The following is a 17,717-nucleotide window of genomic DNA, read 5'->3' as shown; positions in this document are numbered from 1 at the left end:
TTTATTAGTTCATACTTATTAAGAGGTAGAAAAATTCAATTTAAAGGAGTTTGTAAAACACATTCAAAATTGCAAGTTGAACCATGCCTTTATTGTGAGAGACTAATAACGTTTCCTGTGTTGAACTTGTTTTAGTATTATTTAGATTTAAGTGTTATTTTCTTCTACATTTTATAATTTCACTAATTTTGAATGATGGGCACTTATGAAAATAGTATAGATTATTTATGGAAATCGTTTTTAAATGGTGATGATAAAAGTTTTTCTCTAATATATCAACATCATACAAATGCCCTGTTGGAATATGGTTATAAATTATGTTATGACCATGAATTGGTGCATGATAGCCTACAGGAGATATTTATTGATTTATTTCTTAGGCGAAAAAAAAATAGGGTAACTATTAAAAACCTAAAATCATATCTTTTTGTCTCTTTGAGAAATTCTTTAATAAAGAAAATGACTAATAGTCGAAAGTTTGAGAGTCTAATTGATAAAAAAAATACTGAAATTAATTTCAATGTTGAATATTCTCATCAGGTTAATCTTATTAATAATGAAATATCTAAAGAAGTCTCGGAAAAATTAGGAAAGGGAATCACTCTGTTGCCATCCAAACAAAAAGAAATTATTTATTTAAAGTTTGAAGAAGGAATGGATTATTCTGAAATATCAAATATCATGAAAATTTCTGTAGAATCTGCAAGAAAGTTAATGTATAGGGCGCTTTTGTCTTTACGAAAAACGTTGGATCCAGAGCTGTTTAATATATTTATATTGATTTTTTTTAAAAAAAAGCAAATAAAAATGTCCATGTTTTAACATTTAAAAGCCCCTTACTAAAATGGGCTTGTGTTAAATGGATGATTTTTTAAAATATTTCGAAAATAAAGATTTTATACAGTGGGTATTAAATCCTACAGACGACTTAAACAAATATTGGAAAGACTACCTTGAGTGTCACCCCAAAGAAACGGAAGAAATTAATAAATCTCGGTTAGTTGTTCTTGCTCTTAAATCTAAAAAAAATCTACAGTCGGACAATAGAGAAGTTATTTTATTCTCAGAAATTATCCGTGAAATAAATACCAGAAATAAAGTATCTCTTGTACGTAGGTTTATCTTTAAGTCTTTAAAGTATGCTGCGGTACTTCTTCTTTTCCTTTCTCTAACAGTTTCTTACTACTACTATCAAAAAGTAAATAAATTAGACAGTATTGCCAAGCAATTGGTTGTAGGGGGAGATCAGAATAATTCACAACTCATTTTGGCGAATGGGAATAAGGTATTAATTGATGAGAAAAAATCAGAAATCGTGTATCGCAATAATAGTGAGATTATTATCAATAAAAATGATACGGTTAATTATACCTCAAACACTACTAAGGTTGCACAATATAACCAGTTAATAGTTCCATTTGGAAAAAAATCTTCCATTACACTACCCGATGGAACCGTTGTACACTTAAATGCGGGTTCAAGATTGGTATATCCATCTTCTTTTACGGGAACAAAAAGAGAAGTGTATCTGTATGGGGAAGGTTTTTTTGATGTCTATCATAATAAAAAAAGGCCTTTCATCGTAAAGACCACTACTCAGGAAATAGAAGTTTTAGGAACCAAGTTCAATGTATCGGCTTATCCTTCAGATAGTGCAGTAGAAACTGTTTTGGCAGAAGGTTCTATAAAGTTAAATGCCAATGAGTTTTCTTTTTTTAAAAATGATTATATCCTAAAACCTAACCAAAGAGCTTACTATAATATAGGGAATAAAGAAATGTCTATTTCGAGGGTAGACGCCAATAAGTATGTCTCATGGTATTTGGGATATTTAAATTTAGAAACCTCAGAATTTAGAAACTTAATAAAAAGAGTTGAAAGGTACTATAATATAAAAATAAAGCTGCAAAACATAAATGTGGCTTCAAAAACAATAACAGGTAAGTTATTGTTGAAAGACAATGTGGAAGACGTATTAGCCGTATTGGTTACCGCAACTTCAATGGAATTAACAAAAATAAATGAATCAACATATGTTTTAAAATAAAAAACCAGATGGAATCCGACCTCCACCTGGTTTTATGAATCGATTATTAACGAATAAATAACCAGAACAAATTTATGAAAAATTTACGACCTAGTGATTCTGCTAAGTGGAAGGACAACTTAATTATTCTAAAAATGAAACTTACCTTTTTATTTTCATTTATGATGACATGCGGAATTTGGGCTAACTCGCTTTCGCAATCGACGAAAATTAGTCTAAATCTTGAAAATGCTTCTGTATCGGAGTTTGTTAAGAATGTTGAAGACAAAACCGATTTTTATTTCATCTATCAAGATGATATTTTTAAAGAAGGCGAAAATGTATCTATAAATGTTGATAAAATGCCCTTAGATACTATTCTTGCCGAGTTTGAAAAACAAACGTCTGTTGTGATTAAGGTGTTTGATAATCAGATAGTTATTTCTAAAAACAAACGAGGGATTAAAAAAATAGTCGAATCTGTAAATAGTACAGTGGAACCTTTACGACAAGTGATAGTGACTGGAACCTTATTAGATATTAATGGTAATCCATTACCAGGAGCCAATATTATCGAAAAAGGAACTACCAATGGTACGTTAGTGAACTTTGATGGTCATTTTTCCCTATCGGTTACCGATAAGAATGCTATTTTAGTTGCTTCTTATATTGGTTTTGCTACTAAAGAGGTTCAGGTTAATGGACAAACAAACTTAAACATTGTTTTAGAGGAAGATACCGCTGCTTTAGATGAGATCATAGTAGTAGGTTACGGTACTCAGAAAAAAGAAACCTTAACAGGATCTGTGGTTCATGTTAAGGGTAATGAAATTGTATCAAGTCCAGCTGCAAATGTTTCCAATTCTTTGGCAGGAAGACTGCCTGGTCTTATTGTAAATCAAACTTCAGGGCAGCCAGGAGCTGATGATCCACGCATATTAGTACGTGGCAATGGTACCACAGGAGATAACGATCCACTAATTATTATAGATGGTGTAGAACGATCGGGAATTGGTAGGTTAAACCCTAACGATATAGAAAGTATCTCTGTATTAAAAGATGCTACAGCTGCAATTTATGGTGCACGAGCGGCAAATGGGGTTGTTATTGTTACTACAAAAAGCGGTAAAATAGGAAAACCAACATTAAGTGTTAATTTTAACCAGTCTTACAATGCTCCCACTCGTATTTTAGATGTATTGGATGGCCCTACGTATGCAAGAACAATTAACGAAGGGACTTTTTATAGAGCAGGAAGACCCGATAATTTCGTTTATCCTTATTCTGAAGATTTTATTCAACAAACGGCGAATGGTTCGGATCCAATTCTATTTCCAAATACAGATTGGGTAGATGCCGTTTTGAAAGACACTTCCAACCAAAAAAGATTGGATTTAACTGTTCAGGGTGGAACAGAAACTATTAGGTATTTAACCAGTTTTGGGTATACCGATCAAAATACCTTCTTCGAAAACGATCCTACAAAGTATGAACAATACAATTTTCGCTTAAAATTGGATGTAGATGTTACCCAAAATTTTAATTTAGGATTAAATATTTCTGGAAATATAAACAATACCACTGCGCCTTCTAATGGGTTTTTATTTCATAATATTTTACTTTCTAATCCATTATTAATTGATAGATATCCTAATGGTTTGATTGCAGCTGGGAGACTGGGAGAAAATCCGTTATTACTTAATCAAAGAGGTTCTGCTCAGACCCAGGATATACCTGTTCGTACATCCTTTACTGGGGTATATAATGTGCCTTTTTTAGAAGGTTTAAAAATATCAGGTTCCTATAATTATGACTTCAGTAGCATATTTAAAAAGACGTTTATTACCCCTTATTTTTATCATGAATATGATGTAAATACTGGTGAATACATTCAAGTAAAGTACGATAGAGAATTTGCAGAACTCAGAGACCGTTCTGAGCGCCACTTTACATCGCTCTATAATTTTAAAATTAACTATGATAATTACTTTGAAAAACATTATTTGGGAGTAATGTTAGGATCAGAGCGTCAAAAAAACACCAATAATTTTGTGGAGGCCTATAGAACAAATTATCTGAGTGCAGCTATAGATGAAATAAATGTAGGAAGCAATGCTCCAGAAGATAAAGAAAATAGTGGTTCTTCTTCATTTAGTGGGTATAACAATTATTTTGGTCGTTTAAATTATGATTTTGATAAAAAGTACCTTTTAGAGTTTGTATTTAGATATGATGGTTCCCAAATATTTCCAGAAAGTGACCGTTATGGTTTTTTTCCTGCGGTATCCGCTGCTTGGAGAATAGATAAGGAACATTTTATAAAAAGTGAGGCGCTTGATTTACTGAAAATTAGAGTTTCATATGGCGAGGTGGGAAATGATGCTGTTGGACAATATCAATACTTACAAACCTTTTCTTTTGCTGATAATTATGTTTTTGGTTCACAAGATGTTCCAGGTATAAGAGCTAACACAATTCCTAACCCTAATATTACTTGGGAAGTAAGCCAAAAAACAGATATAGGTCTCGAAGCCAATTTTTGGAATAATTTACTAGGGTTAGATCTAACTTTCTTTAAAGAACGAAGAAAAAATATTTTAACGTCAAGAAATCTTTCAATCCCTGATATTTATGGGTTTTCAGGTTTACCCGACGAAAATATTGGAGAAGTCGAGAATCAAGGTTTTGAAATGGTTATAAACCATAGGAACACAATAGGTGATTTTTCATATTCTGTAAACGCTAATTTAAATTATGCAGCATCCGAAGTCATTTTTTTGGATGAAACACCTCCTTCTGAAGCTTATCAAGCTATTTCTGGTTCTGCTATTGATACAGATCTAGTTTACGTGGCAGATGGGATTTTCAATACTCAGGAAGAATTAGATGCGTACCCACATTTTGCAAATGCACAAGTGGGCGATATTAAATTACTGGATTTAAATAATGATGGTGAACTTAATAGTAGTGATCAAAAAAGATCTGAATATTCCTCAGTTCCAGAATATGTGTTTGGGTTGTATGTAAGTGCTGAATATAAAGGCTTCGATTTAAATATGTTGTGGCAAGGACAAGCTAATGCCTATAACATAGATGCTGCGTTTAGAGGATTAGGAGGTGCTGATGGTAGTAATGGTGCAGTTGCTAGGGCAAATGACCGTTGGACTATTGATAATATTAATGGAACCATGCCCAGAGCAGATGATTCAGCACCTGTAAATAACACTTTTTGGCAGTACAATCAGAAATTTGTAAGACTAAAACAGTTGGAAATAGGATACAGCTTTTCAGATAAAATAACTAAGGCTGCAGGCTTAAGTACTTTAAGGTTTTATTTAAGTGGGTTTAATTTATTGACTTTTGCTGCAAATGATTATATCGATCCAGAAGCGCAAGGCAACCATTACTATTACCCCCAAATAAAAACATTTAATGTTGGTTTTAACCTCAAATTTTAAAAAATATATAATGAAAAAAATATTAATATTATTCAGTTTATTCTTTATCGTTATAGCATGTAACGATGATTTTTTAGATGTTAACCCAAAGGATCGAGTTTCGGAAACCGATGTTTGGACAGACCCCAGTTTAGTGTCTGCCTATCACAATGCTTTGTATAATGGCATACCACATGGGTTTAGTAGACATATGATATCTAAATACACCGATGAAGCATTTAGCAATGGTGATAATGTACAACGAAATACATTCGACGCCGATAATATCTTTAGTTACAGGGCGCGTCAAAACTATTTATATTTTTGGCAAAGAGGTTATCTGTACATTCGAAAAATAAATATTTTTATAGAGGAAATGGAAGACCCACAAATTACCCTTGAAAATGTGGATGTTCTAATTGCAGAAGCGAAATTTGTACGAGCTTTTATCAATTTTGAATTGATTAGACGCTATGGAGGTGTGCCCATTATTGAGAAATCTTATGAGATAGGAGAGGAAATCAACTTTGAGCGAAGCTCGTTTGACGATTGTGTAGCGTTTATAAACAAAGACTTAGAAGAGGCAATTGCAGTCCTTCCTAAATCACATGCTACTACTAGTGCCGATTTTGGTCGTGGTACACAAGATGCCTGTAAAGCCCTTCAGTCAAGAATGTTATTATATGCAGCCTCTCCACTGTTTAATACATCTGATGATATGGGAAAATGGCAACTAGCTGCCGATGCCGCCGAGGAGCTTTTGAATGCAGGGTATAGCCTATATCCAGATTATCGTCAAATGTTTATTCAACCTAGTGGAAGTGAAAACAGCGGATTGATTTTTGCTCGTAACTTTTCATCAACAAACTCACATCAAGCTCCAATTATTAATATGAATAGACGCTATGGCGGCTATGGCGGGTGGGGAGCCACTAATGGTCCAACTCAAAACTTAGTAGATTCTTATCCAATGACTAATGGAGAATTGCCATTTCTTGATTCTGAAGGAGAGAATATCAATCCTGATGCTGCTTATGATCCACAAAATCCTTATGCAAATAGAGACTCTCGGTTAGAGGCAACTATTTTACATAATGGTTCTGTTTATAGAGGGGATACTATGGAAATGTGGATATCTGATGACGCAGCAACTTATGGATTTGATTCTTTTAGACAAAGCGGGGATAACCCAAGGTCCAACTATGTGCTTAAAAAATTCGCCCCAGATGAAGATGTAGCCTTAAGTTTTCAAACTCCCTATACGATGCCTTGGGTATATTTCCGTTTAGCAGAAATTTATTTGAATTATGCTGAGGCAAAATTCGAACTTGGGGATGAGGAGACGTGTCGTCAATACATTAATATGGTAAGAGCACGACCAAGTGTTGCTACGTCACCTGTAGATAACAATGTTTCTGGTGAAGCACTTAGAAGAGTCCTTTATAATGAAAGACGCGTAGAATTTGCTTTTGAAGGACAACGTTTCTTTGATATGCGTAGATGGAAATTGGATAATGAAGAATTTTCTACAGACTTAAGAGGTATGGAAGTTATTAAAAACACGAGTACTGGAGAAATTATTTATACTCCTTTTGTATTGGGAGAAAGAGAACCTTTTGAAGATAAAATGTATTTACTACCAATACATACAGATGAGATTTTAAAAAGCTCAGGATTGCTAGAACAAACAGATGGGTGGTAGAAGCCCACAAGACAAGATTAAGGATATTTTTGTTTAGTTAGATAGTGTAGAAAGGCTAGTTGTTAATTAGTTTGAGACATCAGCCTTTCTTTCTTGCTATTATTTTTACAAGGATAAGATGTCTTGCTTTTAATATTGAAGTGCCTATTGGCAGAATTAATGCGTTAGAATTATTATTTATTTAAAATTAATCTAAAGCATTTTTAGTAACAAACCATCTCCAACCAATAATAGCCATTTGCAGTTTAGTTGCTTTGGATAGATCTAACCGTTGTTTAGAAAAACTTGGTAATATTATTTTATTAATCTTCGCTAAAAATTTAAATACTTGTTTTTGCATGCTATAAAAATAGTAAAACTTATTCTAGATTAAGAAACTGTTTAAGTTTTGTTTTTGGAATTAGTTTGGGTGGATTAAGTTCGCAGTCAATGCAAAATAAATGTGAATAGCATCGTTATTTAAAGAAATTTTGCTGCAGAATGAGGGCTTAAAACGACAAAATAAACTAAAGGGTAAAATTTAAACAGTTTTTAAGTTTTACATTTAGTGAAGTTTATATAATTGAGATAATAAGAAGTATGATATCAATTATAAGTTTGGCTAGAGTGATCATGTTTTTTAGGTTTTAAAGGTTATTAAATAGGTTTATTATATCAATGTTTTTTGAAGATATATATTTCCCAATATGTTTGCCAAACGTTTTAATTAAAATCAATGAAATTGAATATAAATTTGTAAGTGATAAAATTAAATTGGTTTCTAAATTTGAGTGACTCTCTTTAATGAAGTTTTATATTGTAACCTGAATAGATATTTTTAGTTATAAAATATGATAATTATAGAGGCGTTTTAGATACGTTTTTAATTACCAAGGCACTATTTGTTTTAAAAAAGGTATTTTTTATCAGTTTTATCTTTTTGAAATATTAAAACATAAAAAAAGACACCCAGTATTGAGTGTCTTAAATTATTTAGTTTGTTTTAATTGTTTTATTAGTGAAACTCAATTTTGAGAAGTCTGCAAGACGTATTCAAAATTGTAAGTTGAACCACGTCTTTGACCGTGGTAGACTAATCTCGCTTTTAGAGGAGGGTGAGGTTTAGGATCTTTTATTCTTTTTTAGTAGTAATTTCTATAACACCATTTTTACCTTTTTCGCTATATTTTTTAGTAGCATCCTCTTTATCTTTTATTACATTTATGCTATGAATGTTACCACGATCTATAGTTTCAAAACCTTCATTTGTTATTTCTTTACCGTCTAAAATATACAGAGGAGGTGTATTGCCGTTTATACCTTTAATTTGAGTTTTCTCTTTTTTATAAGCAATTTCTACAACACCATTTTTACCTTTATCACCATATTTTTTAGTAGCTGTCTTACCTTTTATTACATTTAAGCTATAAATGTTATTATGATCTATATCTTCAAAATCTCCAAGATCTTCTTTTGTCATTTCTTTACCATCTATAATGTAAAGAGGTAACGTACTGTTATTTATTTCACTAATTTGATTTTTTTTGTATTCCTCTACTTTGGTAGTAATTTCTACAACACCATTTTTGCTTTTTTCACCATATTTCTTAGCCGCAGATTTACCTTTTAAAATACTAATATGACTTATTTTATCTTCGTTTATTGATCTTAATTCTTTTTCGGTAATTTCTTTTCCATCCAGAATATATATAGCCTTGCCTTTAGATTCCTTTATTAATTTTTCTATTACCTTTGGTTCTGGGTTGCTATTGGTATTAAATGAATAACTAGAAGAAAGAGAGGCCTCATTCATAGCATATTGATTATAAGGTTTATATAAACCAATCTTAAGCCCGTTTTCTTTATCGTTAGAAATTACTATTGGAGTTATTGGTTCTCCATGATTTTGATTGTAATTAACATTTCCATATTCTGATCTGGCATTGATATTAATTGAGATAATTTTACCTTTTACATTGCGTTTTACATCGTTAAACTCTATAGTAACTCCTTTTTTCTTTAATTTTTCTGCATACAATTTTAAAACCTCATCAGTGGTATGATTCCTAACGAGTAAATTTTTTTTAGAATTCTCGTCCTCGTCCTTGTCCTTGTCCTCATTCTTATTCTCGTTCTTATTCTTTTTCTTCTTGAAATTGTGATCATTAGGAATTGGTGGTGCACCAATCTTAAGTCCTTTTCCTCCGTTGTGATATGAAATTGCTATTGAGGGTATTGGCTCACCAGAATCATGATTATAATTAACATTTCCATATTCAGATTTGGCATTAATTTTAATTGAAATAATTTCACCTTTGTCATTACGTTTTACATTGGTGAATTTGACGGTAATACCTTTTTTCTTTAAGTATTTAGCAGCACTTCTTAAATTTTCATCACTATTGTCCTTATGGATCACGTAATAATTAAGTTTTTCAAAATTCTGTACAAATCCATAATTATCCCCTTTTATATCAATTACGTTGTAAGACACAGAGTTCGTTATAGGGTTGTATTTAATAACGGTAGGGTTGCTGGCATTTATAGTGATCTTTTGTGAAGAACTTTTCTTGTCTTTATGACCTATTTTGAAAGAATACGTAACTATTTCATTTTTAGAGTTTTTATCAATTATTTCAAAATCAAAGACTATATTATGCTTTTCTTCTAGAAGTTTCTTTTTGTTTTCAATGCTAGCATGAGTTGTGTTCTTATCTATTATAATTTCTACCACATCTGGATTGTTAGCATTTCTTTTTTCATTTTCAAGAAAATTTAATGTATTAATACTAAATTTATTTTTGATCTTTGAATATTCAATAACAATAGTATTTATACCGAATTCTCCAGAAGATACCGTATAATTTCCATCAATACCGTTCTTACTAATTGTAAAATTGATTGCAGTAATAAAATTGTTTACTCTTCTTTGTATATTTTTTAAATTAAAATCATAGCCTTTACTTTTAAGTTCAGCTTTAAAAGCGTTGAATTTAGCGTCGGTGAAATTATTATAAATTATAAATGTTTCAATGTCATTTTTAGCTGAAGAGACTTCAGTTATTGCAGTTTCATTTTCTGCATTTAAATCTGGTGTCTCAACATAAACGTTCTCTGTATTAAAGCTCATTAAAAATATGGTAAGCAAAGGGATTACAAAGGCATACTTTATTAGATTAATTTTTTTTGATTTTGATTTGTGTAACATAATGATTCGTTTTTTGATTAATGAATTATAAAAATTATTGCTTAATGCCAATTGATGAGTTGGCAAACTTGTTTTAAGTAAGGTATATTGGTACTCTTTTTTGTATTTAATATGATTTATCACCGAACTATCGGCTAAAAATTCCAGATTCTGTTTCAGGTCTTTATTGTATAACCATATAAAAGGATTAAACCAAAGCAGAATACAAGAAAGTTGTGTTAACAAAATATCTATAGAATGATATTGTTGAGCATGTACTTTTTCGTGCATAATAATTTGGTCTAGCTCAGTTTTATTAAATTGATCTGGGTTATAAACGATCCAGTTAAAAAACGAGAATGGAGAAATATTGGTATGGATTTTTACATAGATAAAATCACCATGTTTTTCGTTTTTATTTTTAAAAATTAATGTAATTAATGAAGTAAATTGTGTAATAAAACGAATAGAAAAGAAACTAACACCTAAAAAATAGACTATAGGAAGATAATCTAAAATATTAAAAGGTTCTTCTTTGGTTTCAACTACAGTAGAGATATCTTCAAAATTATAGTCTGTTATTATAGTAGAGGCAGGCGTATATTCAATATAGGTATGAATGACTAGAAAAGGAAAGATAAACGATGTTATTAAGCCTAATAAAAGAAAGCCTCTATTGGATTTAAAAAAGGTATTGCGTTGCAAAAAAACTTTATAGATTATATAAAAAATAGCAGTTACCACACAGGCTTTTAATAAATATACCATTGCTATTTGTCTTTTTCTATTAAGGCAATAATTTCTTTAAGCTCGTCTACGCTAATCTTTTCTTCCTTAGCAAAAAACGACACCATGCTTTTATAAGAATTGTTAAAATAATGGTCTATAGCCAAGCTCATAAATTTTTTCTTGTATTTTTTTTTACTAACAATAGGGTAGTATTGGTGGGTTTTGCCATAAGCATTATGTGCCACATAACCTTTCTCTTCTAAATTTCTTATTATGGTAGATAGTGTGTTGTAATGCGGCTTATCCTTTTTTATTTCTGCAAGTACATCTTTAACAAAAGCCTTTTCCAGCTTCCATAAAATATGCATGATTTCTTCTTCTTTGTTCGTTAACTTTTCCATTAATCTGTATGTTTTTCATTTCCTTGAAGAAGGAAATTTTATTAGTTTTTATTGTTATTCTTATAGATAATGCTTTCAATACCTGTTTTTTATAAAAAAACCAGAAACTTAAACATGGGGGTAATTTTAACTCAAAACAAACATATAACTATTTTTATAGTTACACAACTACACATATAGTTATTTAACAATATTTTTAGTTTTATTGCTGTTTTGGTTACTATGCATCAATAATGAATTTAAAAATCGTAAATCGTAATTCTTATACTATCTTCGCAAAAAAAAATATTTTATGAGTATATTTTGGGTGATCCTTGGTTTTATATTGTTGGTAGTAGGAGGTGAGTTTTTGGTACGTTCATCGGTAGCATTATCGTTTAAGTTTAGTATATCCAAAATGGTAATAGGTATGACGGTAGTATCTTTTGCAACATCTGCTCCAGAATTACTAGTTAGTTTACAAGCGGCATTATCTGGGTCGCCAGCAATAGCTATAAATAATGTCGTGGGGTCTAATATTGCTAATATTGGTTTGGTGTTGGGTATTACTGCTATGGTAGGAACAATAGCTGTCGATAAATCCTTTTATAAACTCAACTGGCCTGTTATGATGGTCTTCTCTATAGTGCTGTATTATTTTCTTAAGAATGATAATGTACTTACAGCTATAGAAGGAGGCATTTTATTCATAGGACTTATCGTCTTTTTATATACATTGATGAGAAGGGCAAGAAAAGATTTGAATGTAGAGAAAGTTGATGAAACTTTAGCAGTGGTCTCAAATTTTAAGATATTTATTTGGTTAGTTATTGGTGCAGCATCATTATATTTTGGAAGTGAATGGCTGGTAGAAGGATCAAAAGAGATTGCGCGTTCTGTAGGTGTTAGTGAAGCGGTAATTGGTGTATCTTTAATCGCTATAGGCACCAGTGTACCAGAGTTAGCAGCATCTGTTATTGCAGCTGCAAAGCAAGAAAAGGCCATTTCTTTGGGTAACTTAATTGGCTCTAATATTTTTAATATAGCATCTGTCTTGGGGTTAACTGCCATAATAAAACCAATTGAAATTACAGAACCTCAAATATTGTCTAATGATATTTTTTGGATGCTAGGCTTTAGTTTCATATTAATACCAATAATATTTTTACCAAAGAAATTACAGATAAGCAGAGCAAAAGGATTCTTTTTAGTTTTTGCTTATGGTGTTTTTATGTTTTTAGTATTTACAAGGGGTAAATTTTAAGATCTAATTTAAACCCAGATTATGCAATAGAAAATCTATAGCATCCAGAAACCACTGCAAATACTGTTGTTTAGTTTCACCATAGAGATACTATGCTAAAATTAAGAAAATACCAGTCTTTATTGCGCTTTCAGGTTTTATAACGAAGATTCATCATTACATAATCTGAGTTAAACGCATAAAAAAGGGCTTGCAAATTAATTTGTAAGCCCTTTTTTATTATGAACAAAACTAGTATTATTAAACGTCTGCGGATTTAACAGTCTTAACAATTCTAGCAGCAATTTTGTATGGATCAGCGTTTGAAGCAGGTCTTCTGTCTTCTAACCAGCCTTTCCATCCTTTTTCTACAGTAATAATAGGAATACGAATAGAGGCACCTCTATCAGATACGCCATAAGAGAAATCAGTAATAGAAGCTGTTTCGTGTAAACCAGTTAAACGTTGGTCGTTAAACTCACCATATACTTCAATGTGTTCTTTAGTAACAGGTCTGAAAGCTTCACATATTTTCTCATAAACTTCTTGAGAACCACAAGTTCTTAAAGTTGTGTTAGAAAAGTTTGCGTGCATACCAGAACCATTCCAGTCACCTTTAATAGGTTTTGGGTGGTATTCGATATAGTATCCGTATTGTTCAGTTAATCTGTCTAGTAAATATCTAGCGATCCAAATTTCATCTCCAGCTTTTTTAGCACCTTTAGCAAATAATTGGAATTCCCATTGTCCACTAGCAACTTCTTGGTTAATACCTTCAAAATTTAAACCAGCTTCAATACATAAGTCAGCATGCTTTTCTACAAAATCTCTACCATGAGTGTTTTTTCCTCCAACAGAACAGTAGTACATACCTTGAGGTCCAGGGTATCCTCCAATTGGGAATCCTAAAGGTAATTGTGTATGCGTATCCATGATAAAATATTCTTGCTCAAATCCAAACCAGAAATCATTATCATCATCATCAATACCAGCTCTACCGTTAGATTCGTGTGCTGTTCCATCAGCATTTAAAACCTCAGTCATTACTAAATATCCATTAATACGGGCAGGGTCTGGGTATATTGCAACAGGTTTTAATAAACAGTCAGAAGAACCTCCTATTGCTTGTTGTGTTGATGATCCATCAAAAGACCAGTTTCCTATTTCTTCTAATGTACCTTTAAAGTTTTCGTGCTCTTCTACCTTAGTTTTACTTCTCAAATTTTGAGTTGGCTTATAACCATCTAACCAAAGGTATTCTAATTTAATTTTTGCCATAATGAATATTTTATGAATGAAATTTTAATAATATTCACAAATATAAATTATTATATAAATACTTTATATTTATAGGGGGTATTTTAATATAAGTATTAGTTATTTTTATTTATCCCCCATTATTTTAAGGTTTATTTTAAAAAAAGAGTATTATTTTATATAAAAACTGCAAAAATGTTAACAATAAACTTTTATGTTTTCATACTTTTATTGTTTTTGCTACTTATTTTTGCAATATTAAAGTAATCATTACGAAACCTAATTAATTTTCTAAAAATGTCAACATTAAGATTTCATGCTATCAAAGAGTCACTTGCTTATAAGCCAGTGACTGTAGAAGAAAAAGAACGTAGATCGGACCTATTTGGGAAACATGTATTTAATGAGAATACGATGCGTCAATACCTAACAAAAGATGCTTTTACAGGTGTTATGAATGCTGTTCGATATGGTAAAAAAATAGACAGAAGTATAGCCGATCAAGTAGCTTCTTCTATGAGAGATTGGGCGTTATCGAAAGGAGTTACCCATTATACGCACTGGTTTCAGCCATTAACGGGAGCCACAGCAGAAAAGCATGATGCGTTTTTCGAGACTGTTGGTAGTGGTATGGCTGTTGAAAAATTTGGAGGAAACCAATTAGTACAACAAGAACCAGATGCCTCTAGTTTTCCTAGTGGTGGTATTAGAAATACATTCGAAGCTCGTGGTTATACAGCATGGGATCCTACTTCACCAGCATTTATATATGGAACAACTTTATGTATTCCAACCATTTTTGTGGCATATACAGGTGAAGCCTTAGATTATAAAACACCCTTACTAAGAGCTTTACATGCCGTAGATGATGCAGCAACAGCTGTTTGTAAATATTTTGATAAAAATGTAAAGAAAGTATCCTCTTCTTTGGGGTGGGAGCAAGAATATTTTTTAATAGATAAAATGTTAGCAGCCAGTCGCCCAGATATTTCCTTAACTGGTAGAACCTTATTAGGGCATTCACCAGCAAAAGGACAACAGCTAGACGATCATTATTTTGGAGCCATTCCCAGTAGAGCATTAAATTTTATGCGCGAATTGGAAACAGAATGTATGTTATTAGGTATTCCTGTAAAAACACGACATAACGAAGTGGCACCTAATCAGTTTGAATTAGCTCCAATTTATGAGGAAGCTAATTTGGCGGTAGATCACAATTCTCTTTTAATGGATATAATGGGACGTGTGGCAGCGCGTCATAATTTTAAAGTATTATTACATGAGAAACCGTTTAAAGGTATTAATGGTTCTGGTAAACATAACAATTGGTCTTTGTCTACAGATACAGGTGTTAATTTATTAGGTCCAGGAAAAACACCTATGAGCAACCTCCAGTTTCTTACATTTTTTATTAATACCATTAAAGCTGTTCATGAACATGAAGCACTTTTAAGAGCAGCAATTGCATCTGCTAGTAATGATCATAGGTTAGGGGCTAATGAAGCACCACCAGCAATAATTTCAGTATTTATTGGAGAACAATTAACCAAAGTTTTAGAAGAGTTAGAAGGTGTTACTAAAGGAAAATTATCGCCTCAAGAAAAGACGGAACTTAAATTAAATGTTGTTGGTAAAATACCAGATGTGTTACTAGATAATACCGATAGAAATAGAACATCTCCTTTTGCGTTTACTGGTAATAAATTTGAGTTTAGAGCCGTAGGATCTACAGCAAATTGTGGTAATCCAATGACTATTTTAAATACGATAGTAGCCAAGCAGTTAAAAGATTTTAAAATTGAAGTAGATAAATTAATAGATAAGAAAGATTTAAAGAAGGACGAAGCTATATTCAATGTATTGAGAGAATATATAAAATCTACTAAGAGTATTTTATTTGAAGGAAACGGTTATGGAAAAGCTTGGGAAGTAGAAGCTAAGAAGCGAGGCTTAAGTAATAACAAAACAACTCCAGAAGCTTTAAAAGCTAAAATTTCAAAGCAAACCATTTCGTTATTTGAAGAAATGAATGTTATGAGTAGTGTTGAAACTGAAGCTCGTTATGAGATCGAGGTTGAAGCTTATATTATGCATATTCAAATTGAAAGCCGTGTATTGGTTGATATTGCACGTAACCATATTGTGCCAACTGCTGTTAAATATCAAAATATTTTAATTGAAAATGTTAGAGGGGTAAAAGAAATATTTGATAAAAAATTTAATTCGATTTCAAAAGAACAGATAAAATTAATCGAAGAAATTTCTAGCCATATAGAAGGCATTAATGTAAATGTCACGAAAATGGTAAACGAACGTAAAAAGGCAAATGCGTTAGAAGATATAGAAAAGAAAGCAATGGCTTACTGTAATCATGTAAAGCCTATATTTGATGATATTCGTTATCATTGTGATACATTAGAATTGCTAGTTGATGATGAGATTTGGCCATTAACAAAGTACCGAGAATTATTATTTACAAGATAGTTATCAAAAGTTATGAAATCCCGTTGTAAAAAGCGGGATTTTTTAATTCAAAAAATTAAATTTGCACCACAATATAATATTATGAGTCAAGAAGTTTCTAAACGATACGCACAACGCGGAGTTTCGGCATCAAAAGAAGATGTGCATAACGCTATTAAAAATATAGATAAAGGATTATTTCCAAAAGCATTTTGTAAAATAGTACCAGATTATCTAACAAATGATGATGACTATTGTTTGATTATGCATGCAGATGGTGCTGGAACAAAATCATCCTTAGCTTACATGTATTGGAAGGAAACTGGCGATATTTCGGTTTGGAAAGGGATAGCGCAAGATGCTTTAATTATGAATATTGACGATTTGTTATGCGTAGGTGCAACCACTAATATTATGTTGTCTTCAACCATTGGAAGAAACAAAAACTTAATTCCAGGAGAGGTGCTATCTGCCATTATTAATGGAACAGAAGAATTACTTGAAGATTTAAAACCGTTTGGAGTAACCATACATTCTACTGGTGGAGAAACGGCAGATGTTGGTGATTTAGTAAGAACTATTATTGTAGATTCTACAGTAACAGCAAGAATGAAACGGGATGATGTTATTGATAATGCAAATATTAAAGCTGGTGATGTTATTGTTGGTTTAGAATCTTTCGGACAAGCAACTTATGAGAAAACATATAATGGCGGTATGGGAAGTAATGGATTAACATCTGCGCGTCATGATGTTTTTAGCAAGTATCTGGCAGAAAAATACCCTGAAAGTTTTGATGCATCGGTTCCTGAGGATTTAGTGTATTCTGGGGGTGTAAAATTAACTGACGCTGTTGAAGATGCCCCTATAGATGCAGGTAAATTAGTATTGTCGCCAACAAGAACGTATGCGCCAATTATTAAAAAAATACTATCAGAATTTAACAGTGAAACGATACATGGAATGGTTCATTGCAGCGGAGGCGCCCAAACTAAAATCCTTCATTTTGTAGATGAGTTTCATATTATAAAAGATAATATGTTTCCAATTCCACCATTATTTAAACTCATTCAGGAACAATCTAAAACCGATTGGAAAGAAATGTATCAAGTGTTTAATTGCGGCCATAGAATGGAATTATACGTATCTCCAGAGGTTGCCGAAAATATTATCGCTATATCTAAATCTTTTCATGTAGATGCTAAAATAATAGGAAGAGTAGAAGCTTCAAAAACAAAAAAGCTTACAATAAAATCTGAGTTTGGAGCGTTTAATTATTAAATTTTATTTTCTATAATCAAAAATGGAATGGTT

General features: G+C 31.7%; 11 protein-coding genes. 7 read left to right on the top strand and 4 right to left on the bottom strand.

Annotated features, from left to right (window positions below; all coding sequences use genetic code 11):
- Window positions 1-195: 195 nt before the first annotated feature.
- The 4 genes from Q4Q40_RS07590 (at window position 196) to Q4Q40_RS07575 (ending at window position 7,165) form a co-directional block, all read left to right on the top strand.
- Window positions 196-822 carry an RNA polymerase sigma factor gene (locus Q4Q40_RS07590; protein WP_303301185.1) on the top strand — a complete coding sequence of 209 codons (627 nt, stop codon included), beginning with the start codon at window positions 196-198 and terminating at the stop codon, window positions 820-822.
- Window positions 823-859: 37 nt separating this feature from the next.
- Window positions 860-2,047, top strand: coding sequence for a FecR family protein (locus Q4Q40_RS07585; protein ID WP_303301184.1), 1,188 nt, complete (start codon window positions 860-862; stop codon window positions 2,045-2,047).
- A gap of 74 nt (window positions 2,048-2,121) precedes the next feature.
- Window positions 2,122-5,484: a SusC/RagA family TonB-linked outer membrane protein gene (locus tag Q4Q40_RS07580; protein ID WP_303301183.1), complete on the top strand. Its 3,363-nt coding sequence runs from the start codon at window positions 2,122-2,124 to the stop codon at window positions 5,482-5,484.
- A gap of 10 nt (window positions 5,485-5,494) precedes the next feature.
- Window positions 5,495-7,165: a RagB/SusD family nutrient uptake outer membrane protein gene (locus tag Q4Q40_RS07575; protein ID WP_303301182.1), complete on the top strand. Its 1,671-nt coding sequence runs from the start codon at window positions 5,495-5,497 to the stop codon at window positions 7,163-7,165.
- A 187-nt stretch (window positions 7,166-7,352) separates the two neighbouring features.
- Here Q4Q40_RS07575 and Q4Q40_RS07570 read toward each other — a convergent pair whose 3' ends face one another.
- The 3 genes from Q4Q40_RS07570 to Q4Q40_RS07560 form a co-directional block, all read right to left on the bottom strand.
- On the bottom strand, window positions 7,353-7,505 hold the full coding sequence (locus tag Q4Q40_RS07570; RefSeq protein ID WP_303301181.1) for an SsrA-binding protein: 153 nt from the start codon (window positions 7,503-7,505) through the stop codon (window positions 7,353-7,355).
- A gap of 771 nt (window positions 7,506-8,276) precedes the next feature.
- Complete coding sequence (locus tag Q4Q40_RS07565) at window positions 8,277-11,099, bottom strand: M56 family metallopeptidase (RefSeq protein ID WP_303301180.1); 2,823 nt, start codon at window positions 11,097-11,099, stop codon at window positions 8,277-8,279.
- Between the two features lie 2 nt (window positions 11,100-11,101).
- Window positions 11,102-11,461, bottom strand: a complete 360-nt coding sequence (locus tag Q4Q40_RS07560; protein WP_303301179.1) for a BlaI/MecI/CopY family transcriptional regulator — start codon at window positions 11,459-11,461, stop codon at window positions 11,102-11,104.
- A 292-nt stretch (window positions 11,462-11,753) separates the two neighbouring features.
- On the opposite strand from Q4Q40_RS07560, the gene Q4Q40_RS07555 reads away from it, so the two are divergent.
- On the top strand, window positions 11,754-12,704 hold the full coding sequence (locus Q4Q40_RS07555; RefSeq protein ID WP_303301178.1) for a calcium/sodium antiporter: 951 nt from the start codon (window positions 11,754-11,756) through the stop codon (window positions 12,702-12,704).
- Window positions 12,705-12,944: 240 nt separating this feature from the next.
- On the opposite strand, the gene Q4Q40_RS07550 is transcribed toward Q4Q40_RS07555, so the two are convergent.
- The gene (locus Q4Q40_RS07550; protein ID WP_303301177.1) at window positions 12,945-13,961 is read right to left on the bottom strand and encodes a glutamine synthetase beta-grasp domain-containing protein; all 1,017 of its coding nucleotides are present in this window, start codon (window positions 13,959-13,961) and stop codon (window positions 12,945-12,947) included.
- A 276-nt stretch (window positions 13,962-14,237) separates the two neighbouring features.
- Between Q4Q40_RS07550 and Q4Q40_RS07545 the strand changes: the two genes are divergently transcribed.
- Window positions 14,238-16,424 (top strand): glutamine synthetase III family protein, encoded by a 2,187-nt coding sequence (locus tag Q4Q40_RS07545; protein ID WP_303301176.1) that lies wholly within the window; start codon window positions 14,238-14,240, stop codon window positions 16,422-16,424.
- Window positions 16,425-16,505: 81 nt separating this feature from the next.
- Window positions 16,506-17,684: an AIR synthase related protein gene (locus Q4Q40_RS07540; protein WP_303301175.1), complete on the top strand. Its 1,179-nt coding sequence runs from the start codon at window positions 16,506-16,508 to the stop codon at window positions 17,682-17,684.
- Window positions 17,685-17,717: the final 33 nt, after the last annotated feature.

The organism is Flavivirga jejuensis (assembly GCF_030540765.1).
Taxonomy (GTDB): domain Bacteria; phylum Bacteroidota; class Bacteroidia; order Flavobacteriales; family Flavobacteriaceae; genus Flavivirga; species Flavivirga jejuensis.
This window is presented reverse-complemented; position numbering and strand designations above follow the sequence as displayed.